Annotated in this window: 26 protein-coding genes; 15 read left to right on the top strand and 11 right to left on the bottom strand. The window is 69.9% G+C overall.

Annotation, left to right across the window (positions count from 1 at the left end):
- Nucleotides 1-133: 133 nt before the first annotated feature.
- A complete protein-coding gene (locus ACYVL2_RS13150; RefSeq protein ID WP_460543983.1) occupies nucleotides 134-1150 on the top strand; it encodes a glycoside hydrolase family 11 protein in 1017 nt (338 codons plus the stop codon).
- 120 nt (nucleotides 1151-1270) lie between these two features.
- On the opposite strand, the gene ACYVL2_RS13145 is transcribed toward ACYVL2_RS13150, so the two are convergent.
- Together ACYVL2_RS13145 and ACYVL2_RS13140 are read right to left on the bottom strand one after the other, a co-directional pair.
- Complete coding sequence (locus ACYVL2_RS13145) at nucleotides 1271-1450, bottom strand: DUF397 domain-containing protein (RefSeq protein WP_460543981.1); 180 nt, start codon at nucleotides 1448-1450, stop codon at nucleotides 1271-1273.
- Nucleotides 1437-2279, bottom strand: coding sequence for a Scr1 family TA system antitoxin-like transcriptional regulator (locus ACYVL2_RS13140; RefSeq protein ID WP_460543979.1), 843 nt, complete (start codon nucleotides 2277-2279; stop codon nucleotides 1437-1439). The genes ACYVL2_RS13145 and ACYVL2_RS13140 overlap by 14 nt, the downstream gene beginning before the upstream one ends.
- A gap of 207 nt (nucleotides 2280-2486) precedes the next feature.
- Between ACYVL2_RS13140 and ACYVL2_RS13135 the strand changes: the two genes are divergently transcribed.
- Together ACYVL2_RS13135 and ACYVL2_RS13130 are read left to right on the top strand one after the other, a co-directional pair.
- Entirely contained in the window at nucleotides 2487-2807 is a 321-nt protein-coding gene (locus ACYVL2_RS13135; RefSeq protein WP_460543977.1) for a hypothetical protein, read from the top strand.
- Complete coding sequence (locus ACYVL2_RS13130; RefSeq protein WP_460543975.1) at nucleotides 2797-3039, top strand: hypothetical protein; 243 nt, start codon at nucleotides 2797-2799, stop codon at nucleotides 3037-3039. Before ACYVL2_RS13135 ends, ACYVL2_RS13130 begins: the two co-directional genes overlap by 11 nt.
- 216 nt (nucleotides 3040-3255) lie before the next feature.
- Here ACYVL2_RS13130 and ACYVL2_RS13125 read toward each other — a convergent pair whose 3' ends face one another.
- The 5 genes from ACYVL2_RS13125 to ACYVL2_RS13105 form a co-directional block, all read right to left on the bottom strand.
- Nucleotides 3256-3621, bottom strand: coding sequence for a hypothetical protein (locus ACYVL2_RS13125; protein ID WP_460543973.1), 366 nt, complete (start codon nucleotides 3619-3621; stop codon nucleotides 3256-3258).
- 45 nt (nucleotides 3622-3666) lie between these two features.
- A complete protein-coding gene (locus ACYVL2_RS13120; RefSeq protein WP_460543971.1) occupies nucleotides 3667-3948 on the bottom strand; it encodes a DUF1905 domain-containing protein in 282 nt (93 codons plus the stop codon).
- 116 nt (nucleotides 3949-4064) lie between these two features.
- Nucleotides 4065-5111, bottom strand: coding sequence for a type III polyketide synthase (locus tag ACYVL2_RS13115; protein ID WP_460543969.1), 1047 nt, complete (start codon nucleotides 5109-5111; stop codon nucleotides 4065-4067).
- Nucleotides 5105-6301 carry an acyl-CoA dehydrogenase family protein gene (locus ACYVL2_RS13110; protein ID WP_460544043.1) on the bottom strand — a complete coding sequence of 399 codons (1197 nt, stop codon included), beginning with the start codon at nucleotides 6299-6301 and terminating at the stop codon, nucleotides 5105-5107. Before ACYVL2_RS13110 ends, ACYVL2_RS13115 begins: the two co-directional genes overlap by 7 nt.
- A 103-nt stretch (nucleotides 6302-6404) precedes the next feature.
- Complete coding sequence (locus ACYVL2_RS13105) at nucleotides 6405-7241, bottom strand: UbiA family prenyltransferase (RefSeq protein WP_460543967.1); 837 nt, start codon at nucleotides 7239-7241, stop codon at nucleotides 6405-6407.
- Between the two features lie 26 nt (nucleotides 7242-7267).
- Between ACYVL2_RS13105 and ACYVL2_RS13100 the strand changes: the two genes are divergently transcribed.
- Nucleotides 7268-7996 (top strand): methyltransferase domain-containing protein, encoded by a 729-nt coding sequence (locus ACYVL2_RS13100; RefSeq protein ID WP_460543965.1) that lies wholly within the window; start codon nucleotides 7268-7270, stop codon nucleotides 7994-7996.
- A gap of 35 nt (nucleotides 7997-8031) precedes the next feature.
- Here the strand turns inward: ACYVL2_RS13100 and ACYVL2_RS13095 are convergent, their stop codons facing one another.
- Entirely contained in the window at nucleotides 8032-9159 is a 1128-nt protein-coding gene (locus ACYVL2_RS13095) for a multicopper oxidase domain-containing protein (RefSeq protein WP_460543963.1), read from the bottom strand.
- 515 nt (nucleotides 9160-9674) lie between these two features.
- On the opposite strand from ACYVL2_RS13095, the gene ACYVL2_RS13090 reads away from it, so the two are divergent.
- The 3 genes from ACYVL2_RS13090 (at nucleotide 9675) to ACYVL2_RS13080 (ending at nucleotide 11742) form a co-directional block, all read left to right on the top strand.
- Nucleotides 9675-10055, top strand: a complete 381-nt coding sequence (locus tag ACYVL2_RS13090; protein WP_460543961.1) for a DUF4190 domain-containing protein — start codon at nucleotides 9675-9677, stop codon at nucleotides 10053-10055.
- A gap of 317 nt (nucleotides 10056-10372) precedes the next feature.
- Nucleotides 10373-10573 (top strand): cellulose binding domain-containing protein, encoded by a 201-nt coding sequence (locus ACYVL2_RS13085; RefSeq protein WP_460543959.1) that lies wholly within the window; start codon nucleotides 10373-10375, stop codon nucleotides 10571-10573.
- 140 nt (nucleotides 10574-10713) lie between these two features.
- On the top strand, nucleotides 10714-11742 hold the full coding sequence (locus tag ACYVL2_RS13080) for a sodium:calcium antiporter (RefSeq protein ID WP_460544040.1): 1029 nt from the start codon (nucleotides 10714-10716) through the stop codon (nucleotides 11740-11742).
- A 35-nt stretch (nucleotides 11743-11777) separates the two neighbouring features.
- Here the strand turns inward: ACYVL2_RS13080 and ACYVL2_RS13075 are convergent, their stop codons facing one another.
- Both ACYVL2_RS13075 and ACYVL2_RS13070 read right to left on the bottom strand, forming a co-directional pair.
- Entirely contained in the window at nucleotides 11778-12020 is a 243-nt protein-coding gene (locus ACYVL2_RS13075) for a helix-turn-helix domain-containing protein (protein ID WP_460543957.1), read from the bottom strand.
- On the bottom strand, nucleotides 12020-12514 hold the full coding sequence (locus ACYVL2_RS13070; RefSeq protein WP_460543955.1) for a DUF2975 domain-containing protein: 495 nt from the start codon (nucleotides 12512-12514) through the stop codon (nucleotides 12020-12022). The genes ACYVL2_RS13075 and ACYVL2_RS13070 overlap by 1 nt, the downstream gene beginning before the upstream one ends.
- A 158-nt stretch (nucleotides 12515-12672) precedes the next feature.
- Here ACYVL2_RS13070 and ACYVL2_RS13065 point away from each other — a divergent pair, with 158 nt between their 5' ends.
- The 8 genes from ACYVL2_RS13065 (at nucleotide 12673) to ACYVL2_RS13030 (ending at nucleotide 21275) form a co-directional block, all read left to right on the top strand.
- Nucleotides 12673-13611, top strand: a complete 939-nt coding sequence (locus ACYVL2_RS13065; RefSeq protein WP_460543953.1) for a MurR/RpiR family transcriptional regulator — start codon at nucleotides 12673-12675, stop codon at nucleotides 13609-13611.
- Complete coding sequence (locus tag ACYVL2_RS13060; protein WP_460543951.1) at nucleotides 13608-14375, top strand: sugar isomerase domain-containing protein; 768 nt, start codon at nucleotides 13608-13610, stop codon at nucleotides 14373-14375. Before ACYVL2_RS13065 ends, ACYVL2_RS13060 begins: the two co-directional genes overlap by 4 nt.
- Before the next feature lie 24 nt (nucleotides 14376-14399).
- Nucleotides 14400-15812 (top strand): type 2 periplasmic-binding domain-containing protein, encoded by a 1413-nt coding sequence (gene ngcE, locus ACYVL2_RS13055; protein WP_460543949.1) that lies wholly within the window; start codon nucleotides 14400-14402, stop codon nucleotides 15810-15812.
- A gap of 27 nt (nucleotides 15813-15839) precedes the next feature.
- Entirely contained in the window at nucleotides 15840-16757 is a 918-nt protein-coding gene (locus ACYVL2_RS13050) for a carbohydrate ABC transporter permease (protein ID WP_460543947.1), read from the top strand.
- On the top strand, nucleotides 16754-17581 hold the full coding sequence (locus ACYVL2_RS13045; RefSeq protein ID WP_460543945.1) for a carbohydrate ABC transporter permease: 828 nt from the start codon (nucleotides 16754-16756) through the stop codon (nucleotides 17579-17581). The genes ACYVL2_RS13050 and ACYVL2_RS13045 overlap by 4 nt, the downstream gene beginning before the upstream one ends.
- Before the next feature lie 27 nt (nucleotides 17582-17608).
- A complete protein-coding gene (locus ACYVL2_RS13040; protein ID WP_460543943.1) occupies nucleotides 17609-18799 on the top strand; it encodes a family 16 glycosylhydrolase in 1191 nt (396 codons plus the stop codon).
- A gap of 62 nt (nucleotides 18800-18861) precedes the next feature.
- The gene (locus ACYVL2_RS13035) at nucleotides 18862-19791 is read left to right on the top strand and encodes an N-acetylglucosamine kinase (protein WP_460543941.1); all 930 of its coding nucleotides are present in this window, start codon (nucleotides 18862-18864) and stop codon (nucleotides 19789-19791) included.
- 38 nt (nucleotides 19792-19829) lie between these two features.
- Nucleotides 19830-21275 (top strand): dihydrolipoyl dehydrogenase family protein, encoded by a 1446-nt coding sequence (locus ACYVL2_RS13030; RefSeq protein WP_460543939.1) that lies wholly within the window; start codon nucleotides 19830-19832, stop codon nucleotides 21273-21275.
- 65 nt (nucleotides 21276-21340) lie between these two features.
- On the opposite strand, the gene ACYVL2_RS13025 is transcribed toward ACYVL2_RS13030, so the two are convergent.
- Entirely contained in the window at nucleotides 21341-21784 is a 444-nt protein-coding gene (locus ACYVL2_RS13025; RefSeq protein WP_460543937.1) for a DUF4383 domain-containing protein, read from the bottom strand.
- Nucleotides 21785-21915: the final 131 nt, after the last annotated feature.

Genomic DNA, 21915 nt, shown 5'->3' with positions numbered 1-21915 from the left:
GTCATGTTGACCGGTCAGATCTCCCCGCGTAGGGCGACTCCCGCACGCGACGACCGCCACCGCGGCCGCCGCGAGATCGACCTGCGCCCGGCTGGCGCCCCCGCCAGCCCTGACAGAGAGGAAACACGGCCATATGGAGAACGAATCCGGCCAGCAACCGCTCCTCAGCCGCAGGGGCCTCATGCTCGGAGGCGGTGCGCTGGCGCTCGGCTCCGCAGGACTCCTGGTGCCCGGCACCGCGAATGCGCAGCAGACGATCACGTCCAACCAGGAGGGCACGCACGACGGCTACTACTACTCGTTCTGGACCGACACTCAAGGCAGTGTGTCCATGACGATGGGCTCGGGCGGCAACTACAGCACCGAGTGGAGCAACACCGGCAACTTCGTCTGCGGCAAGGGCTGGGCGAACGGCGGCCGCCGGTCGGTCCAGTACGACGGCTGGGTCAACCACGGCAGCAACGGCTACCTGGCCCTCTACGGCTGGACGTCGAACCCGCTGGTGGAGTATTACATCGTCGAATCCCACGGACCGTACAACCCCAGCAGCGGCGCCGACCGGCTCGGCACGGTCTACGACGACGGCGGCGAGTACACCATTCTGAAGTCGACGCGGTACGACAAGCCGTCGGTGGAGGGCACCGCGACGTTCGATCAGTACTGGAGCGTCCGGCAGAGCCACCGCAGCAGCGGCACCATCAACACCGGCACCCACTTCGACGCCTGGGCCAGCCACGGGCTCAACCTCGGCTCCTTCAGCTACTACATGATCATGGCCACCGAGGGCTACCAGAGCAGCGGCAGCTCCAACATCACCGTCGGCAGCTCCGGCGGCGGCGATGGAGGCAACGGGGGCGATGGCGGCGACGGCGGCGACGGCGGTGGCGGCGGCGCCTGCACCGCGACGCTGTCGGCCGGCAGCCAGTGGAGCGACCGCTACAACCTGAACGTCTCGGTTTCCGGTTCCAGCGACTGGCGCGTGGTGCTCGACACCCCGAGCCCGGCCGAAGTCATCGCGTACTGGAGCTGCAACGCCGAATGGCCGACCGCCCAGCGGATGGTCTGCACGCCCAACGGCAGCGGCAACAACTTCGGCCTGACCATCAAGCACAACGGCAACTGGACCTGGCCGTCGGTCACCTGCAGCTGACGCAGGACCTGAACGCTCCCAGCTCCGGGACTCCGGCGCGGCGGCCATCGGCCGCCGCGCCTTCGCTTTGTCAGTGGTTCCTTAGGCGGGCCGAAGCACCGGCCGCCGCCTGGTGGTTGCCTAGCGGCGCTTGAGGTCCTCGATCAGGGAGGCGTAGGCCGACCGGTCCAGGTCGAGGATCGGCGAGGTGTTGCCGAGTTTGGAGTCGCGGACCTGGACAGCGCCTCCGCGCTGGCGAAGCTCGACGCAGTCGCCTTGGGGCTGGCTGCGGCTGGACTTCTGCCAATTACTGCTCAGCATTGCTCAGGTACTCCTCGGCACGCGTGACATGAGTCAGGGTGTCCGAGAATACCTCGCGAGCACGGGAAACGGAATGGCGCTCATCGATATAGCGTGCTCCATGGACCGTCTCCAGGTAGAGAAGCTCAGGCGTGTACGGGCCATTGAATGCCATGAGCTTGAACGAGCCGGTCATCGAAGCATGGAGGCCGTAATCCATTGGCAGGATGTATACCTCAACGCTCTCCAGACCCGCGATCTTCAAGATCCGCGCCACCTGGGCCTCGTAGAAACTCGCGCGCCTGATCCGCATGAGGCAGGCTTCGCTGATGATGAATCGCATTCGCGCGAGTTTTCCGGGTGGACGGTCGAACACGAGCTTCTGACGGTGAACCTTGAGACGTCGCGCCTCCTCGGTCGCGCTGGTGGTCATGAACGGAGTGGCCGCCGCAGCGGCATCCATGTATTCCTCAATCTGAAGGAGGCCGGGGATGTACTCCGATTCGTAAGAGTCGATCGTCGCCGCCTCGCACTCCAGTGTGAGGAAGGCGGTGAACCACTTCGGCATCGTGGTGTAGATGCTCTCCCAACCGTTGGAATCGATGTCGCGGGTGCGCATAGCGAGAGTGTCGAGCTCATGGATGACCTGTTCGGAGGCACCGTACTTGAACGCCCAGCCGGTCACAGTGCCCGGATCGACCTTCTGATTGCCGGCTTTCTCGACCCGCTCGAGACGGCTTCTATTGGTGCCCAGCATATTCGCCGCCTCGCGGATCGACATGCCGCGTTCCTCCCGAAGCCCCCGGAGGATCACGCCGATGCGCCATTGTGCCAGTGATGGTGTGCTCACCCCTCCATGATCACAAGGCAGCACTCTCGGTGAGTAGTCCACTTTCGGTGTCCCGTTTTGCTGTCCCGATTTCAGCGGCTCTCAGCGGGACACCGCTTCCGATCCACCGTTCGGCTAGCGCGAAACTTTCCGTTTCCACGTGCCCTGACCAGGCCATATCTTGTGATCAGCTGGCCGGGCACATTCCACTACGGGAGGAGAAGACACATGGGCGACACGAGCCGATTGCGATCGCCGAGCGCGGGCACCGTCGAGCGCGGCCGCTTCACCGACGGCCTCCGGACCTTCGAAGTCCGCGCGTCGAGCGCCGAGGCTCCGGACTCGTTTCAGGTCTACACCGACGGGAACTGCGAGGACATCGTCCTGATCGTCTCCGGCTTGAACTCCGGCGATCTGAAGGCCACGTGGGGGAGGAACTGGCGGTCGGCTTCCGAAGGATGGCGGGAGTGGGCCGAAGTCAGCGCCTTCATGGTCTTCCACAACGGCGACCGGTCCGCGATCGGGAGGATCCGTGTCTGTGACGATTGACGGGTACCTCGGGGAGTTCCGACGCGGCCCGGCGCTGTTCACGGTGCACCGGATCGCCGAGGATCCGGCTCGGTACCGGGTCGAGTGCAACGACGGCAACGGCCCTTCCCCTGTCTGCTACTTCTTCGACAGTCGCAATGCCGACATTCAATGGCACGGCGCCTGGCGGGGTGACGAGTGGTGCGACTGGATCGAGTCCGAGGCCCGCCGGGTCGTGAAGCACCCCGATTGAAAGCTCGGGTGCGGCGGCGGGGCCGCCGTTGTTGTCAGAGTCCCCAGGAAGGGCCCTCCACAGCACCGCCGCACCCGACCAACCGTCTCTGCTCGCCATTGCCTCGGACCCGGGTCGAGGAGCGCTCCGAGAGGGAGCCGATCCTATATCCTATAGGAAATATCCTATTGGGTATCGATCCACTGAGCCACGGCCCGGCGAGCGGGCACGGCGCTGTCACCGGGGCTGGTAGTGGGCGTGGATCGCCGTGAGTTGGGCGGCGACGAACGCCCGCCTCGTGTCCGGGTCGTCGGTGAGCGGCAGGAACTGCCGTTCGGCGGCGAGTTTGAAGAATCCTTCGCTCGGTTGGCGGGTGCGCTCGTTGTGGACGAGCGCAGAGATCATGAAGGGGAGTCCGGTCTTGGCGTCGTGGAGGTCGTTGATGTCGTCGCAGAGCGGTCCGATCCGACCGCGCAGGTTCGCCGGGCTGAAGGGTCTGTCGAGTTCGCGGTTCAAGGCGCCGTAGGTGAGGGTCTCGCCGCGCTTCGCGTAGTCGATGAGGACCTCGAGGCCGGATTCGATCAGTTCAGGGGGGTTGGACATGACCGCATTGTCGCAGACCCGCACCGTCGCTCCACAGTGACATGTTCAGCTGAGGCGCTGCTCCAAGTGGACGGTCACGGCCTCCCCGGCCCGGTCCTTCCCGATGGCCTTGCACAAGGCGGCCCTCACCGGCAGCCAGTGCGGGCCCTGGCCCGAGGGCATGAGCGTCGCCGCGAACTCGTGGCCGTCCATCGTTCCGGTCACCTTCACGGCCCTCCTGGTCCCGAGCAGTTCGGCCGAGCCGGGCACGGTCAGAAAGGTCGGGAATGCGCCGTCCTTCTCGATCGGTGCGGTGAACGTGTGGTCGAGCGGCTGCGGGTTGCTCATCGAGGACTCCTGTCGTCTCTAGGTGCGGGCCGAACAGGTCGGCCCGGCCGTCTCAGATAAGACGACGCGGAGGCGCTCAATTCATCGGTCGCATCGGGCGCTCTTCGGGGCGCCCCTCAGGCGGGGTCGAGGAGCGCGGCGTAGAGGGACAGGCCCGGGCCGAACGCGAGGGCCACGATCGGGCCGTCGGGTCCGGCCCGGTCCAGGAGTTCCCGCAGCACCAGCAGGACCGTCGCCGAGGAGCAGTTGCCGTGTTCGGACAGGACCGAGCGCGAGACCGCCAGCGCCTCAGGCGGCAGTCCGAGTCCGTCCTCGATGGCGTCGAGGATGCGGGGGCCGCCCGGGTGCGCGGCCCAGGCGCGGACGTCGGGCAGGTCGAGCCCGTGGCGGGACAGCAGGTCCTTGACCAGTGGGCCGATCTGCTCGGCGAGGGCGTCGGGCACTTCGGGGGACAGGCCCATGCGGAAACCGAGGTCGGTGACGTCCCAGGTCATGTGGCCGCTGCGGTCGGTGTCGGTGCGGGCGGCGATGTCGACGACCCGCAGGCCGGGCGGTCGCGGTTCGTCCGGGAGCAGCACGACGGCCGCGGCGGCGTCCCCGAACAGGGAGTGGGTCACCACCTGCTCCACCTCGGCCGAGGCCGGTTGGACGTGGAGTGAGGTGAGTTCCAGGCAGAGCAGTGCCGCCGGGCGTCCGCGCGCGGCGGTGAAGTCGGCGACCGCGCCGAGTCCCGGTATCGCGGCGTGGCAGCCCATGTGACCGACCAGGAGCCGTTGCGCGTCCGGTCGCAGCGGCAGCGACCCGGCCAGTTGGATGTCGAGTCCCGGCGTGGCGTAGCCGGTGCACGAGGCGACGGCGAGCAGGCCGAGCTCGTCGGCGTCGATGCCGGCGTCGGTCAATGCGGTCTCGATCGCCCGGTGGCCCAGCGGCGGCGCTTCGGTGCCGTAGCGGCGCATGCGTTCGGCGGTGGTCCACGTCGAGGCGGCCTTGAAGTCGGCCGGATCGGTGATCGAGTGGCGGCGGCGCACTTCGGCGCCGTTGAAGACCCGCTCGGCGGCGCGGCTGTCGGCGAAGTGGTCGGCGAAGAAGTCGTTCCACAGCTCCCGCTGGCCGTAGACGGGAGGCAGCGCCGCGCCGAGACCGGCGATCCGCGCGTTCACCACCGGGCGACCTCGGTGTCGTGGTCGGGGTCGTCGCCGACGGCGGCCACGCCGAGCCAGTCGGCGCACACGTCCGAGGTGGCCGGCTGCAGCGCGCCGCACCGGGCGTCCCGGTACAGCCGCTCCAGCGGGTGCCCCCGCCGCGTGGCCGAGGCTCCGGCCGCTTCCAGCAGCGACGAGGCCACCTGCGAGGCGGTGTCGCCGGCGACGAGCTTGGCGCGCCACACCCACCGGTTCGTCTCGGCGTCGCCGGGTTCGTCGTCGATGCGCTCGGCGGTCTTGGCGACGACCAGTTCAGCGGCGGTCACCGCCGCCTCGGCGCGGCCCAGGCGCGATCGCACGGCCGCGAGCCCGCCGAGTCCGCGTTCGCGGACGTGCTCGGCCGCGGCGTCCACCACGGCCCGCGCCACGCCGACGTACACGGCGGCGTACGAGGCCACCAGCCATTGCGGCATCGCCTCGGCCAGCAGGAGCGTCAGTCCTTCGAGGCCGCCGAGCAGCGCCTCGGGGCCGACTTCGACATCGAAGTGGACGTCCTGGCTGCCGGTGGCGCGCATGCCCAGGGAGTCCCAGGTCTGCTCGACGTCGATGCCGGCTCCGGCCGGGACGAGGAAGTAGGAGACCCGCGGCTCCTCGGCCTCGGGGTCGCGCGCGGTGACCAGGTAGGCGTCGACGTGGCCGGCTCCGGAGACGAACGCCTTGCTGCCGGTGATGCGGTAGCCGCTCTCGGTCCGGCGGTACGTCGTGGCGGTGCGCGAGAGCCGCGAGCCGCTGCCGCGCTCGCTCATGGCGACCCCGTACAGGGCTCCTTCGGCGGCTGCTGCCAGTGCCCGGTCGCGCGCCTCGAAGTATTCCTCACTCGCCCCCATCTGCCGGACGAGCTCGTCGGGCGTCTGCGCCAGCGCGCCGGTCACGGAGGCGTGCATGTTGAAGATCAAGGCCGTGGAGCCCGCGCCGCGCGCCAGCTCGGAGGCTACTTTGGAGTATTCGGCGAAGGTGGCGCCGAAACCGCCGAGCCTGGTGGGCGTCATCAGCCCGAGCAGTCCCGCCTCCCGCAGGTCCGCGAAGTCCTCGGAGGGGAACGTGCCCTCCCGGTCGTGTGCGGCCGCTCTGGCGGCCAGGTGCGGCGCCAGCTCTTGGGCCAGGGCGAGCGCTCCGGCGCTGTCGGGCCGCGCGTCGGTGAGGGTCTCCATCGTTGTCACAAGCGCTCACTCCTCGAATCGGGCGCCGGCCAGGCGTCGCCGGCTCCTGTCACTAGTGCCCCGCATGCGGTTCTCCAAACCCCGCCATTCGACACTATGCGGTCGAAACTCCGTTTTGGAGCAATAGCGCCACATCGATGAGGGCGACCAGCAGCACGGCCTGGAACGCGGCCCGTGAACGCGGGCGGCGGCCCAGCGTGAGGCCGACGGCGACCACGACGACCGCGACCGGGACGGCGACCAGCGTCAACGGAGCGGGCGTGCCGGGAGGGCCAAACACCAGCAGAGCGGAGGCGGTCAGCACCAGGGCCGCGGCGGCGAGTCGGCTCGAGGCCGGTCCGAGCCGGTGCGGCAGGCCTCGCACTCCGGTGGCCGCGTCGTCGTCGAGGTCGGGGAGCACGTTGACGAAGTGGGCGGCGCAGCCGAGTGCCGCGGCCGCCGCCATCAGCCAGAGCGGCGGCAGGGGAGCGCCGGGCAGGCCGAGTGACACGAACGCCGGCAGGAGAGCGAACGACACCGCGTACGGCAGCGCCGAGGCGGCGGTGGCCTTGACGCCGAGGTCGTAGGACCAGGCCGAGGCCAGGGCCGCCACGTGCGCGCCGGTCGCGGCCGGGCCGGAGGGCAGCGACAGGAGCACGGCGCTCGCGGCCGCGACCGCGACGGCGCCGCGCACGGTCGCGGGACCGACCTCGCCGGAGGCCACCGGTTTGCCGAGCCGCCCCACCCGTGCGTCGCGCGGGGCGTCGATGAGGTCGTTGAGCCAGCCGACGGACAGCTGGCCGGCGAACACGGCCGCGGTGACGGTCAGGACCGCCACGGCCGGCCGGTCGGTGCTCGCGGCGAGTCCCGCGGCGACGGCCGTGACCGCCAGCGCGGGCGCCGGATGGCATGCCAGCGCCAGCGCTCGAATCACCGAGGGGAACCGCCTCACGGCCGCCAGTGTGCCACTCTGGTCGCATGCGCGGGACCACGGCACGCTCAGGCGGACGACTGGTGCGCAACGATCCGGCTCTGTACGACCGGCTCGCCGACCAGTGGTGGAAGCCGCGCGGCCGCTTCGCGATGCTGCATTGGCTCGCCGCGGCCCGCGCGGAGATGATTCCGGCGGCGTCCCGCCGGGGCGCGGTCCTGGTGGACCTGGGTTGCGGCGCAGGGCTGCTGGCGCCGCATGTGGACGGCAAGGGGTACCGGCACATCGGGGTGGACGTGTCGGCGGTGTCGCTGCGTCAGGCCGCCGATCACGGGGTCGAGTCGGTGCTCGGCGATGTGGCGGCCGTGCCGCTGGCCGACGGGTGCGCCGACGTGGTCGTGGCCGGTGAGATCCTCGAGCACGTCCCTGACCTGCCGGGAGTGGTCGCCGAGGCGTGCCGTCTGCTGCGGCCGGGCGGTCTGCTGGTGATCGACACGTTGGCGGACACGGCCGTGTGCCGGTGGTTGGCGATCGGTCTGGCCGAACGCGTCCCGGGGCTGGCGCCGCGCGGGGTGCACGACCCGGCGCTCCTGGTGGACCGCGAGGTGCTCGTGCGCGAGTGCGCCGGGCACGGCGTGGATCTGGAGCTGCGGGGCATCCGGCCGTCGATCCGGGACCTGTTCGCCTGGCTCCTGCGCCGCAGGTCGAGTGTCCGCATGGTGCCGGTGTCGACGACGGCGGTGCTGTTCCAGGCGTGGGGCCGCAAGTGTGAGTGACCGGTCCCCGCCGGGGCGGGGACCGGCCTATGAGCTCAGTTCTCGGGTGCGAACGATTGGTCGCTGAAGTACTCCTGCGGCACTTCGGGCTCGCCCGCGTAGTGGAAGATGCGGGTCATGCCCACCGGTGCTCCCAGGTACCCGGACTGCTGCATGTTGGTGGTGTGGTGCGGGAAGTGGCAGTGGAACGGCCAGTTCCCGGGGTTGTTCGCCCGGAATTCGAGCATCGTGAAGTCGCCGGGACCGACGTTCTGGGTCGTCTCGCGCACCTGCGGGACCGCGTGGCCGTTCTTGGCGACCAGCACGATGTCGTGGCCGTGCATGTGCATCGAGTGCAGGTTGTTCGAGGCGTTGTAGACCCGGATCCGCACCAGGTCGCCCTCCTGGATCTCGATGGTGCCGCCTGAGGCGTCGCCGGTCTTGCCGTTGATGGTGCGGAAGGGGAACTCGCCGCCTTCGGGGAACGGCTCGACCAGCTCCCCTTCGGCGGTGAACGCGAAGCCCTGGAGGGTCATCATCACGTCCACGTCGGCGCGGATCGACTCGTACTGCCGATTCGGCAGGACGATGAACGCTCCGGCCAGGCCGCGCAGCTCCTGGACGGCGCTGTGCGTGTGCGAGTGGTAGGCGAACGTGCCGACGTGGCCGGGCGTGAACTCGTAGGTGTAGGTCTCGCCCGGATCGACCGGGACCTGGCTGATCCCCGCGACGCCGTCGTTGGCGTAGTCGGCGTGCATGCCGTGGAAGTGGACGGTCGTCGGCTCCGGCAGCTCGTTGGTGACCACGAAGCGGACCCGTTCGCCTTCGTAGGCGATGAGCGTCGGCCCCGGGGTGGAGCCGTTGTAGCCCCACACGGTGGCGGTGGTGATCGGGAAGTTCGCGATCCGCTGCTCGAAGACCTCCGCGGTGATGCGGTAGGTGCGGACGCCGTTCTCGAGCGTGCCGAAGTCGGTCTCCACGCTCGGGGTGATGGGGACGGTGGGTTCGGCGAGGTTGCCGTAACCGGTCTTCTCGTACTCGTAGCCGCCGTCGGCCGGGGCCGCTTGCGCGGTCGAGGACCCGGCTTGGAGACCGGCGGGGATCACGAGCGCGGACGCGGCCGCGAGGAAGGTGCGTCGCCGGTGCCGAACGCGCGTCGGTCCGGACTGTGAAAAAATGGGCATGGTGCCTCCTGAAGGATGATGATCGCGTGGATTCGTTCTCGAGGTGAGGTGCCTGGTGCACGTCGAGTGCCAGCTCGGCGTGCATTTTTCGGCGTGGATGCGGTGCCGCGGGGCGGCCGGCGTTCGCCGGTGGGGCCCGTGGCGGGCCTGAGCGGGCCTGAGCGGGTGGTCTTCCCGCCGGCCGTCTGAGTGCGTGCGGGGGAATCTGCAAGGTCATCACCGCCTTGCCCCGTGTCGGAGGAAGGCCAAATAGATCGATAAGTACCGATATAGCTAGTGGGAGCGTATCACCGATCACTGTGCACCACTAGTTGTTACTGATCCGTAGATATCTTGATCGGGCCTCGGGCCTGCGACTATACCGAGTCCATTGTGGCGGAATTGGGCTGCGGTGGACAATGTGGCGGCCGATCGCCGTGGCACTGGTTTCGCAAAAGTGGCCATCGGGGCCACCGGGTCGCCTAAACTCACGCGAGTCCGATGCATACGGCAGCGATACGAGTCAGGGAGCCCACGTGACTTACTCGACCGACCCGGCCGCCGAGCCGGCACCGAAGCGCGGCAACGGCCTCGCTGTCACCGCCCTGGTCCTCGGCATCATCGCCCTGGTCCTGGCGTTCATCCCCGTCATCAACCTCGTCTCCTTCGTGCTCGCCCCGCTGGCGATCATCTTCGGGATCGTCGGCATCATCGCCGCCCGCAAGCGGCTCTCCGGCAAAGGCATGTCGATCACCGGCCTGATCCTCGGCATCATCGCGCTCATCATCGGCATCGTCATGTACGTGCTGGTCTTCGACGCCGTCGGCGACAAATGCGCCGAAGAGGGCTACTCCGGCGACATCGGAGAATGCATCGAGGACCTCCGGTCGGAGCTGACGGACCTGCCCACCGAGTGATCCCGCGCTCCTGCGGCGGATCCGTTCACACCCGGATACGCCCATGATGGAGCACGACGCGTCCGTCGAGGTTCGGTAGAGTGCAAGGCATCCCGGACCGTGACGGAGGTGTGCCGCTTGGTCGAGCCGATCGTCACCATCGAGTCTGCGGTCGCACAGTCGCTCATCTCCAAATGGGTCGGCGGCAAGATCGCCGGGGGCATCGACGACGCGCTCCGAAACCGCCGGCTGCGGCAGGACCGCCCGACCGCCGACGACTGGGGCTCGGGCTGGCAGGGCAACGTCTCGGTCAGCGCGGGCGCGAGCGGGCTCGACGGTTGGGACCTGACGTGGAACTGGCCGGGACCCAGTCGATCGGCTCGGCCTGGAACGCCGACTGGTCGCAGTCCGGTTCGACCGTGACCGCCTCGGACGTGGGATGGAACGGTTCGGTCGCCGCCGGCCGGACCCGCGAGGTCTTCGGCTTCATCGCCGCCGGGCCCGCCGCCGCCCCGCAGGTGACCTGCACGGCGAGCTGACAGCGCGCGGCCCCGGTTCCCGGGCGGAGCTCCGCCCGGGAACCGGGGCCGGAGGAGTCGGCCCGTTCCGTCCGCTGCTCCCTCTTGCACGAATCGCTGCGCTACCAGCCGATGTGGTCCAGGCTGGCCGAGTGGGCGAAGTGCTGTTCGGGGTCTGGGAGCCGGGAGTCGCGGCGGCGGTATTCGCGATCGCCGGAGTGGCCACGGCTCTGGGCGGAGTCCGCCTGGTCGGCCTCGGCGACACGCTCGCCGACCGCACCGGATGGGGCGAGGCGTTCTTCGGCGCGGTGTTCTTCGGCCTGATCACCTCGCTGTCGGGCATCGTGATGACGGCCGTGTCCGCCGCGGTCGATCAACCCGAGCTGGCCTACAGCAACGCCGTCGGCGGCATCGCCGCCCAGACCCTGGCCATCGTCATCGCCGACGCGGCCTACCGGAACGTCAACCTCGAACACGCGGCCGCTTCCGAGCAGAACATGCTCTTCGGCTGCCTGCTGATCGTGCTGCTGTCCACCGCGCTGCTCGGCTCGTTCAGCCCCGAGGCAACGGTCGCCGGCGTCCACCCGGCCTCGGTCGTCATGGTGGCGCTGTACGCGGGCGGGCTCCAGCTCATCCGCAGCCACCACCAGCCGATGTGGACAGCGGTCGCGACCGGCGAGACCCGCCTCGACCGACCGGCTGAGGAGGACGCGTACCCGCAGCGGTCGTCGGCGTGGCTGTGGACCCGGTTCGCGCTGATCGCCTCCGGTGTGGTGGTCAGCGGCTGGGCGGTCGCCCGCGCCGCCGAGAGCCTGGTCGTGGTCGCCGGACTCCAGGCCGGGTTCGTCGGCGGCGTGCTCATGGGCGTGGTCAACGCCCTGCCAGAAGCGGTGGCGGCGATCGCCGCGGTCCGCAGGGGCGCGCTGACGCTGGCGATCGCGGCCGTCATCGGCGGCAACGCCCTCGACGCGCTCAACCTCGTCGTCGGCGACCTCGTATTCCGCGGCGGTTCGCTCTACCACCGCGCCGACACCGACCAGCTGTTCCTGACCACCGCTTCGCTGCTGATGACCGCGATCCTCCTCGGCGGGCTCCTGGTCCGCCAGCGCCGCGGCTGGCTGCGGCTCGGATTCGACGGCGTGGTGATCGCCGCGATCTACGCCGCGGCCGTCCTCATCCTCGCCTTCTGAGCCCTCGGACGTCTGAAACGGCACGCATCGGGCGCTCACCGGAGGTCTCCCTCGGGCTCGTCGTCCGAGAACCCTTCCGGCTCCCAGCGCAGCAGGTCGCCCGGCTGGCATTCGAGGACCTCGCACAGGGCCTCGAGCGTGGTGAAGCGGACCGCCTTGGCCCGGCCGTTCTTGAGGACGGCCAGGTTGGCCGGGGTGATCCCGACTCGCTCGGCGAGCGTGCCCACGGACATCTTGCGCTTGGCGAGCATGACGTCGATGTCGACGATGATCGGCATCAGATCACCTCGTCCAGTTCGGACCGCAGGTGGTTCGCCTCGGCGTCGCGGGCGACCGCCTGGGCCAGCAGCATCCGCAGCACCAGGACGATCAGCGCCGTCCCGGCGACCATCACGGCCACCACGCAGACCAGCAGCACCAGTCCCGGCGGGACCTGCGTCGGCGCGAGGACGACGGCGAAGGCGAGCGTGAGCAGCGAGGCGGCCCCGAGGGCGCCGATCACGACGTCCACGTACCGGAAGGCGGCGTGGGTGAACACCGTGCCGCGGCGCACCATCGTCAGCAGGCGCCACACGCACACCACCGTGACCTGGACGGTCACTACCCCCAGGACGATGATGACGACTATGGGCAGGCGCACGGTGGCGAAGTCGGCGCCGGCCTCTTTCATGTCGATGGCCAGCAGCGGCACCAGTACGGTCTGGACCCACAGCGAGCCGGCGAGCACCATCGCGAGCACGATGCGCAGCGCCAGGACGGTCAGCTTTCCCATGAAGACTCCTTCAATCGATATGCGATAAGAATATATCGATAATCGATAGATACGTCAAGAGAGGTCGGTAGCGGGCCCGCCGCTGCTTCGAAAATTATTTTCGGCCTGTGTTGACTAGGGCCGTCGGTGATCGTAATGTTCTTCATATAGATTCTTAAATGAAAGGAATTTCGGTGGACACCACGACGCGGAATCAAGGCGTGATCGGCCGGCTCAGGATGGAGCAGCCCACGCTTCCCGATGCTCTGCAACGCGTCGCCGCCAAGATCCTCGAGGACCCCGACGCCGCCGCCCAGGCGTCCATCGTCGACCTCGCCGAACGCTCCCGGACCTCCACCGCCACCGTCACCCGCTTCTGCCGGACGCTCGGCTTCCCCGGCTACGCCGCGCTCCGCGTCGCCCTGGCCGCCGAGAGCGGACGCGCCGCCCAGGCCCGGTGGGAGACCGACATCGACAAGGAGATCGAACCGGGCGATTCGCTCGACCAGGTCCTCAGCGTCGTGGCCGGGGCCGACTCCCGCGCCATCCAGGAGACCGCGTCCCAGATCGACCTGGCGCAGGTCGCCCGAGTCGCCGACGCCGTCGCCGGGGCCGACCGCGTCGAGCTGTTCGGCCTCGGCAGCAGCGGCACCGCCGCCCGTGAAATGGCATTCCGCCTCGAGCGCATCCGCGTCCCCTGCTGGTTCCGCTCCGACGCCCACTCCGCGCTCACCAACGCCGCCCTGCTCCGCGAAGGCGACGTCGCGATCGGACTGTCGCACTCGGGCCGCACCCGCGAAGGCGTCGAAGTCCTCGCCGAAGCCGGCGACCAAGGCGCCCTGACCGTCGCGGTCACCTCGTTCGCGCGCTCACCCATGGCCGAGGCCGCCGACGTGGTCCTCACGACCGCGGTGCACGAGACCACCTTCCGGCTCGCGGCCCTCTCGGCGCTCCACTCCCAACTGCTCGTGCTCGACCTGGTCTACGTCGCCGTCGCCCAGCGCACCTTCGAGCGCACCACCGAGGCGTTCGAGGTCACCGCCAGGGCCGTGCACGCGCACCGGCTCGCCGACGAGCTCGAACGCCCACGACGCCACCGAACCGAGGAGAAAGAATGACCGACGCAACGCCGCGCATCACCGCCGAGGCGTATCTGGAACACATCACCGACGCCGTGCGGCGGGTCGGCGGCGACCAGCTTCCCGCCGTCAAGCGGGCCGCCGAGCTCATCACCGCGAGCCTGGACGAAGGCGGCATCCTTCAGGCCTTCGGACCCGGCCACTCCGAAGCGCTGGCCATGGAACTCGCCGGGCGCGCCGGGGGACTGGTGCCCTCCAACCGGATCGCCCTGCGCGACATCGTCATCCACGGCGACCAGCCCCGCCCCGTCCTCGACGATCCGTTCCTCGAGCGCAGGCCCGAGATCGCCCACCGGCTCCTGGAGGCCACACCGCCGCATCCGGCCGACGTCTTCGTCATCGCCTCGAACTCCGGCATCAACGGCGTCGTCGTCGAACTCGCCCGGCAGGTGAAGGAACGCGGCCACCGGCTCATCGCCTTCACCTCCGCCGAACACAGCGCGCGCTCCGAACCCCGGCACCCGTCCGGAAGCCGGCTCTCCGATCTCGCCGACGTCGTCCTCGACAACGGCGGGCCCTACGGCGACGCCGCTCTGCCGCTGCCCGGCGGCGGCGCGGTCGGCGCGGTCTCGTCGGTCACCGCCGCCGTCCTCGCCCAGATGGTCGTCGCCGAGGTCGTGCAGCAGCTCATCGACAAAGGACAGACCCCGCCGGTCTACCTGTCGGCCAACATCGCCGGCGGCGACGAACACAACCAGGCCCTGGAAGCGAGATACGCCGGACGCATCCGGCGCACCGCCTGAGACCCCGGAAGAAGAGGCCCCCTCATGAGAACGCGAAGCGACCACTCCAACCCCACCCGCCGCACCGTCCTGCGCGGCGCCACCGCCGCGGGAGCGGCCGGACTCCTCTCCGGCTGCGTCACCGCCGGAGACGGCGACGATCCCGAAACGGCGGCAGGAGCCGTCACCGACGACAACCCCCTCGGCGTCCCCGAAGACACCGACCTCGAAGTCGTCATGTTCAACGGCGGCTACGGCGAGGCCTACACGCTCCACGCCGCCGACCTCTACGAAGAACGCCACCCCGGCGCCACCGTCGACCACCAGGGCATCCAGCGGGTCGGCGAGACCCTCCAGCCGCGATTCGTCGCCGGCGACCCCCCCGACGTCGTCGACAACACCGGCGCCGGCCGACTCGACATCGCGCAACTGGCCGCCTCCGGCCAACTCCACGACCTCGCCGAACTGCTCGACGCCCCCAGCCTCGACGACCCCGCCGTCCCCGTCCGCGACACCCTCATGCCCGGCGTCATCGACGACGGCACCCTCGACGGCACGGTCCGGTTCCTCAACTACTCCTCAGTGCTCTGGGGCATCTGGTACTCCACCTCCCGGTTCGAATCCCACGGCTGGACCTACCCCGAGACCTGGGACGACATGATCGCCCTCTGCGAAGAGATCAAGGGCTCGGGCGTCGCCCCCTGGACCTGGCAGGGCAAATACCCCGAGTACATGATGGACCCGCTCCAGTCCCTCGCCGCCAAGGCCGGCGGCATCGAACTGATCGAAGCGGTCGACAACCTCGAACCCGACGCCTGGCGGCAGGACGCCATGCTCGCCGCCGCCGACGCGATCCACGGCCTCGTCACCGGCGGCCACATCATGGCCGGCTCCGAGGCGCTCTCCCACACCGAAGCCCAGAACGCCTGGAACCGCGGCGAAGCCGCCTTCATCCCGTGCGGATCCTGGCTCGAAGGCGAACAGCAGGAGATCACCCCCGACGGCTTCGACATGGCCATGGCGCCCGTCCCCGCCCTCACCGCCGCCGACGCCATGCCCTTCGGTGCGCTCCAAGGCTCCAGCAGCGAATCCTTCCTCGTCCCCGCGCAGGCCGCCAACCCCCGCGGTGGACTCGACTACCTGCGCTGCCTGTTCTCGACCGAAGTCGCCCGCGGCTTCGCCGAGACCGCCAAAGCGCTCCCGGTCGTGCGCGGGGCGACCGACGGCGTCGACATGACCTCCGGCCTCGCCTCGGTCGCCGCCGCCGTCGAAGCCGCAGGCGACCACGTCTTCGGGTTCAAATACCGCATCTGGTACGCGCCCCTGGCCAAAGCCGTCGACGACGCCACCGGCGAGCTGCTGACCGGGCGAATCGAACCCGAGCAGTGGGCCGACCGCATCCAGGAGGCCGCCGACCAAGTCGCCGACGACGACTCGGTCACCAAATACGAGCGCTGACCGGCCCGGGCGAGAGGAAGGAGAACCATGCGGCACGGCAAGAACCGCTTCCTGGTCGGCGCGCTGACCGCGCCGCTGCTGCTCTACGCGGTGTTCGTCGTATCGCCCTACGCCCAGGCGTTCTACCTCGCCTTCACCGACTGGAACGGCCTGTCCGGCCAAGCGGTCTGGGTCGGAGCGTCGAACTTCACCGCGCTGTGGAGCGACCCGCTGTTCCTCGCGGCCCTGCGCAACAACGGCCTGATGCTCCTGATCGTGCCGCCGGCCGTCATCGCGCTGGCCCTGTTCTTCGCCGCCATGCTCACCATGGGACGCTCCGACCGGCACGGCGGCGTCGCCGGCGTCCAAGGCTCCGGCGTGTACCGCATCGTCTACTTCTTCCCGCAACTGCTGTCGGTCGCGATCCTCGCCATCCTCTTCCAGTTCGTCTACACCCCCAACAACGGCCTGCTCAACGGCCTGCTCGAAGCGGTCGGGCTCGGAGCGCTCAGCCGCTCCTGGCTCGCCGAACCCGCCTGGGCGCTCCCCGCGGTCATGGCCGTCATGATCTGGGCCGCCGTCGGGTTCTACGTGGTGCTGTTCGCCGCCGCCATGGAATCCATCCCGCGCGACGTGCTCGAAGCGGCCCGCCTCGACGGCGCCGGACGCCTCACCACCTTCAGGCGCATCACCGTCCCGTACGTATGGGACACCGTCCAAGTCGCCTACGTCTACCTCGGCATCCTCGCCCTCGACGGATTAGCGCTCGTCCAGATCATGACCGTCGGCCCCGGCGGCCCCGACAACGCCACCGAAGTCATCGGCCTCACCCTCTACCGGGCCGCGTTCTCCTACGGGAAGTTCGGCTACGCCTCGGCCATGGGCGTCACCCTGTTCTTCCTCACCCTCACCCTGACCGCGGTCGCGCTGCGCGCCACCCGCAGAGAGCGGGTCGAGGCCGTATGAGGACCCGACTGACCGAACCGCTCCTGCACCTGGCGCTCCTCGCCTGGGCCGCGCTGGTCACCCTGCCGCTGGTCTGGGCGCTGCTGTCCTCGCTCAAGACCGACGCCGAGATCTTCGCCAGCCCCTGGTCGGTGCCCGCCCGGCCGCAATGGGAGAACTGGGCCCGCGCCTGGCAGGAGGCCTCCATCGGCCGCTACCTGCTCAACACCCTCATCGTCGTCGGCGGCGCCCTGTTGCTCGTCATGCTCCTGGGAGCCCTCACCGCCTACTGCCTCGCCCGCTACGACTTCCCCGGCAACCGCGTCATCTACTACGCGCTCGTCGCCGGCATGCTCTTCCCGGTGTTCCTGGCCCTCGTCCCGCTGTTCTTCGTCGTCGACCAGCTAGGACTCCTCGGCACCTACCACGGACTCGTCCTCGTGTACACCGCCTACGCGCTGCCGTTCACCGTCTTCTTCCTCCACGCATTCTTCCGAGGACTGCCCACCGCCGTCACCGAAGCGGCCTTCCTCGACGGCTGCTCCCACACCGGCGCGTTCTTCAAGGTGATGCTGCCGATGGCCCGCCCCGGCATGGTCAGCGTCGGCATCTTCAACTTCCTCGGCCTGTGGAACCAGTACCTGCTGCCACTCGTGCTCAACCCCGACCCCGACAAATACGTCCTGGCACAGGGGCTGGCCGCGCTCGCGGTCAGCCAGGGCTACCGCAGCGACTTCTCAGGCCTGTTCGCCGGGCTGATCATCGCGATCCTCCCGGTGGCCATCGCCTACGTCCTGTTCCAACGACAGATCCGCTCCGGCCTCACCGCCGGAGCGGTCCGGTAACGAGTTCTAGCGGAAAGGGAGCTCGACATGTCCACGAATCCGACAACCAGACGCCGCATCGCCACCGTCACGGCCGCCGCGGCGGCGGCCACCGCCGTCACCGCCATCGGCATGACCAACCTGACCGGGGCCGCCGCCGACCCCGTCTGCGACCAGACCCTCTTCGACGACTTCACCTACACCTCGCCCAGCGACCCGGACATCGACACGCGCGGCTGGACCGTCCGCACCAACACCGGCGGCCCCGGCGTGCCCGGAGCGGCCTGGCCCGCCTCCAACATCGCCTTCCCCACCGTCGACGGCGCCAGCACCCTCCAGCTGCGCGCCGCCACCGACGGCACCGCCGGCGGCACCAGTCACGCCGAGTTCTTCCACGAACGCAAGTTCTACGAAGGCACCTACGTCGCCCGCGTCAAGTTCCCCGACGCACCCGACAGCGGCACCGACGGCGACCACATCGTCGAGACGTTCTTCACGATCACACCGCTCGACGCGCCGATGGACCCCGACTACGGGGAGATCGACTTCGAGTACCTGCCCAACGGCGGTTGGGGCGAACAGGGTCCGATCTTCTACCAGACGACCTGGGAGACCTACCAGGAGAACCCCTGGGTCGCCGACAACGTTCACACCTCCCAGCGCGAGAGCTTCGCCGGCTGGCACGACCTGATGTTCACCGTCGCCGACGGGCACGTCAAGTACTACATCGACGGGCAACTGGTCGCCGACCACAGCGGCAAGTACTACCCCGAGACGCCCATGTCGATCAACTTCAACCTGTGGTTCATCGACACCGCCGGGCACACGACCGGCATGAGCGTCTACCACCAGCAGGTCGACTACCTGTTCCACAGCGCCGACGAAGTGCTCACCCCCGCTGAAGTGAGCAGCCTCGTCGCCGGCTACCGGGTCGACGGCGTCACGCACACCGACACCGTCGGCGCCGGAGGCGGCGACTGCCCGACCCCGACCGACCCGCCGACGACCGACGAACCGACCGACCCGCCCACCGGCGGCGAGGAATGCGACACCGCCGCCGACTGGGACTTCGACACGGTGTACACCGGAGGCGACGTCGTGGTGCACGAGCGCAGCGCCTACGGCGACCCGTTCGGCCCCAAGTCCGGCGACGGACCGCACCTGTGGCGGGCCGGATGGTGGACCCAAGGCTCCGAGCCCGGCTGGACCCCGCAGTGGACCGACCTCGGCCCCTGCTGACCGACCCGCAGTGACCCGCGGGTGCGCCGACCCGGGCGCACCCGCGGTCCCGAAAGGAAACCATGGAACCGCTGGTGCTGGGCCTCGACGTCGGAGGGACCGCCTCCCGAGCGGTCGTCACCACCCTCGACGGCGACGTGCGGGGCCGCGGCAGGGCCGGAGGCGGCAACCCGATCACCGCCGGGCCGGTCGAGGCCGCCTCGCAAGCGGCGGCCGCGGCCCGCGAGGCCCTCGCGAGCCTGGACCCGGCGCGAATCCGCGCCGCCGTCATGGGCATCGCCGGGACAAGTGACTTCGACCGCGCCGAGACCGGCGCGGCCTTCCAGCGCATGTGGGACGCGATCGGCCTTCGCTGCGCCGTGCGGCCGGTCGGCGACGTCGTCGTCGCCTTCGCGGCCGGCACCGACCGGCCGCGCGGGACCGTTCTCGTCGCCGGGACCGGCGCGGTGGCCGCCCGCATCGAAGCCGACCGGATCACCAGGGTCGGCGACGGGCTCGGCTGGCTCCTCGGCGACCGCGGATCCGGCTTCTGGATCGGCCGCACCGCCGCGGCGGCCTGCGCCCGAGCACTCCAAGCCGGCACCGAGCCCGGCGCCCTCGTGAACGCGGTCGTCGACGCGGTCGACGTCGGCGCCACCGCGACCGCCGACGAGTTCGCCGCGGCCGTCCACCGCCGCCCGCCCCGCGGCCTCGCCGAACTGGCGCCCCTGGTCGACCGGGCGGCCGAATCCGGCGACCCGACGGCGCTCTCGATCCTCGACCGCGCCGCCGAGCACCTCGCCAGCACCGCGCTGTCGGTCCGGACCGGCGACGATCCGACCGAACCGATCGTCCTCTCCGGCAGCATCCTGCGCGAGTGCCGCCCGGTCAGAGAAGGAGTCCTGATCCGCCTCGGCGACGCGCTGCCCGGCGTCGAAGTGCGCCTCGGCGGACCGGGAGAACTCGGCGCCGCCCGCATGGCGGCCCGCGCGTCGGCGCCGCCGAAACACTGACACCGCGCGCCCCGCTCGACTCCGATGCGGCACCGGAGGTGCGCAAGCGCGCACGCGGCGGCCCCGACAGCGGGATACTCGGCTACGGGCTCATCGTGGCCGAACGCATCGAACCCGAGAGTGAGGCTCCCATGGACTTCGACCTGATCGTCATCGGCGGCGGCGCGGCCGGGCTCGGAGCCGCCCGCGCGGCCCGCAGGCGCGGCGCGAGCGTGCTCATGGTCGCCGACGGCCCGCTCGGCGGCGACCGCACCTGGACCGGGTGCGTACCGTCCAAGACCCTCATCCAGTCCGCGGCCGACGGCTACGACTTCGCCGAGTCGATGGGCCACGTCAAGGACTCGGTCGAGGCCATCGCCGCGACCGAGGACGCCGACGCCCTGGACGCCGAGGGCATCGAGACCAGGCAGGGCCGGGCCGTCTTCAAGGAGCCCGGCCGCATCGCCGTCGACGGCGAGACGGTCACCGCCGGCGCCGTCGTGGTCGCCACCGGCTCGGCACCGGTGATGCCGACGATCCCCGGGCTCGACGACGCCCGCGTCCTCACCAACGAGACCGTCTTCGACCTCACAAGCCGGCCCCGCTCCCTGGCCGTGATCGGCGGCCGCGCGGTCGGCTGCGAACTCGCGCAGGCCTTCGCCCGACTCGACGTCGACCTCACCCTCATCGAAGCGGCCGACCGGCTGCTTCCCGACGAAGAACCCGAGGCCTCGGCCGTGATCGAGACGGTCTTCGAACGCGAAGGCATCGACCTGCGCACCGGCCTCGGCGTCGACGAAGTCGAGCCCGGCGGCGCCGGATCCCGCCTCCACCTGTCCGACGAGACCGCCGTCGAGGCCGAATGCGTCCTGGTGGCCCTCGAGCGCCACCCGGTCACCGAAGCGCTCGACCTGGACCGCGTCGACGTCGAAACCGACAAGGACGGCTCGATCGTCGTCGACGACTACCTCGCGACCACCGCCAAGGGCATATGGGCGGCCGGGGACGTCACCGGGCTCATGCCGTTCACCCATGCCGCGTTCGAGCAGGGCCGCATCGCCGCGGACAACGCCCTGGGCAGGCGGCGCCCGTACCACCGCGAGGCCACGCCGCGGGTGACGTTCACCGACCCGGAGGTCGCCAGCGTCGGCATCAGCGAAGAGGCCGCGGCCGAGCTCGACGGGCGTGTGGCCTACCTGCCGATGGACGAGATGGACCGCGCCCTCACCGCCGGAGAGACCGAGGGATTCGTCAAGCTCATCGCCGGGCCGCGGAAGGTGATCGGGCACCGCGGGGGCGGCAGGGTCCTGGGGGCCACCATCGTCGCCACGCGCGCCGGAGAGATGATCCACCTGCCGGCGCTGGCGATGGTCGGCAACCTGTTCGCCGGGCGGCTCGCGCAGGCCACCACCGCGTACCCGACGTGGTCGTACGGGGTGCAGCTGGCCGCCACGCAGTGGTTCACCGAGATCGGCGGCCGAACCGCCTACAAAGCCGGCGCCTGAGAGCGGGGCGCCTCCGCGCTTCGCGTTCCGGGCCGGGCGCGAACGCGCCCGGCCCGGAACGTCGGTCACCTCCTCGGGCGCAGGCTGAACGCCGCTCCGAGGCCGATCATCCCGACCGCCAGGCCCAGGTGCAGCCAGTTGTCGGCGGTGTTGACGGGCACGAAGTTCGCGGGCGAATCGAGGTCGATCACGATCCCGTAGATCCACAGCACCAGGTAGACGGCGCCGCCCACGAGAAGATAGGCGATCGATCCGGACGCGGTGCGGGCAAGAACGAAACCGACGACTCCGAACAGCAGGTGGACGATATTGTGCAGCACGGAGACCGCGAAGACGCCCAGCAGCATGGCCGAGGACTCGTGGCCCGCGAAGGTCATCTCGCCGTAGTCGGTGGTGATGCCCGGGATGAACCCGAGTATGCCCACCAGTAGGAATATCGCCGAAACGACCATGGTGACGGTTTGGACGGGCGTCCGCTCCGCCTGAACGGGACGGTTGGTCTCAGACATTCCAGGCTCCCTTCCGAATGGTTCGTATCCGGGGGCGTACCCGTCCGCATTGGATTCCATACCGGCCGCCGCACCGCTGCCTGATGTCGGATTCCGACCCGCTTGGGGAGCTCGATGCCCGATTCGCCGGA

The sequence above is a fragment of the Glycomyces halotolerans genome (assembly GCF_054779575.1).
The sequence above is the reverse complement of the archived record's forward strand: the minus strand, read 5'-3'. Positions and strand labels throughout refer to the sequence as shown.

Bases quoted from the DNA above. Each gene is read 5' to 3' on its own strand.
- ACYVL2_RS13150 (WP_460543983.1), top strand. From the start codon at position 134: ATGGAGAACGAATCCGGCCAGCAACCGCTCCTCAGCCGCAGGGGCCTC.
- ACYVL2_RS13145 (WP_460543981.1), bottom strand. From the start codon at position 1,450: ATGCTGAGCAGTAATTGGCAGAAGTCCAGCCGCAGCCAGCCCCAAGGC.
- ACYVL2_RS13135 (WP_460543977.1), top strand. From the start codon at position 2,487: ATGGGCGACACGAGCCGATTGCGATCGCCGAGCGCGGGCACCGTCGAG.
- ACYVL2_RS13125 (WP_460543973.1), bottom strand. From the start codon at position 3,621: ATGTCCAACCCCCCTGAACTGATCGAATCCGGCCTCGAGGTCCTCATC.
- ACYVL2_RS13120 (WP_460543971.1), bottom strand. From the start codon at position 3,948: ATGAGCAACCCGCAGCCGCTCGACCACACGTTCACCGCACCGATCGAG.
- ACYVL2_RS13110 (WP_460544043.1), bottom strand. From the start codon at position 6,301: ATGGAGACCCTCACCGACGCGCGGCCCGACAGCGCCGGAGCGCTCGCC.
- ACYVL2_RS13100 (WP_460543965.1), top strand. From the start codon at position 7,268: ATGCGCGGGACCACGGCACGCTCAGGCGGACGACTGGTGCGCAACGAT.
- ACYVL2_RS13095 (WP_460543963.1), bottom strand. From the start codon at position 9,159: ATGCCCATTTTTTCACAGTCCGGACCGACGCGCGTTCGGCACCGGCGA.
- ACYVL2_RS13075 (WP_460543957.1), bottom strand. From the start codon at position 12,020: ATGCCGATCATCGTCGACATCGACGTCATGCTCGCCAAGCGCAAGATG.
- ACYVL2_RS13070 (WP_460543955.1), bottom strand. From the start codon at position 12,514: ATGGGAAAGCTGACCGTCCTGGCGCTGCGCATCGTGCTCGCGATGGTG.
- ACYVL2_RS13065 (WP_460543953.1), top strand. From the start codon at position 12,673: ATGAAAGGAATTTCGGTGGACACCACGACGCGGAATCAAGGCGTGATC.
- ACYVL2_RS13060 (WP_460543951.1), top strand. From the start codon at position 13,608: ATGACCGACGCAACGCCGCGCATCACCGCCGAGGCGTATCTGGAACAC.
- ngcE (WP_460543949.1), top strand. From the start codon at position 14,400: ATGAGAACGCGAAGCGACCACTCCAACCCCACCCGCCGCACCGTCCTG.
- ACYVL2_RS13050 (WP_460543947.1), top strand. From the start codon at position 15,840: ATGCGGCACGGCAAGAACCGCTTCCTGGTCGGCGCGCTGACCGCGCCG.
- ACYVL2_RS13045 (WP_460543945.1), top strand. From the start codon at position 16,754: ATGAGGACCCGACTGACCGAACCGCTCCTGCACCTGGCGCTCCTCGCC.
- ACYVL2_RS13040 (WP_460543943.1), top strand. From the start codon at position 17,609: ATGTCCACGAATCCGACAACCAGACGCCGCATCGCCACCGTCACGGCC.
- ACYVL2_RS13035 (WP_460543941.1), top strand. From the start codon at position 18,862: ATGGAACCGCTGGTGCTGGGCCTCGACGTCGGAGGGACCGCCTCCCGA.
- ACYVL2_RS13025 (WP_460543937.1), bottom strand. From the start codon at position 21,784: ATGTCTGAGACCAACCGTCCCGTTCAGGCGGAGCGGACGCCCGTCCAA.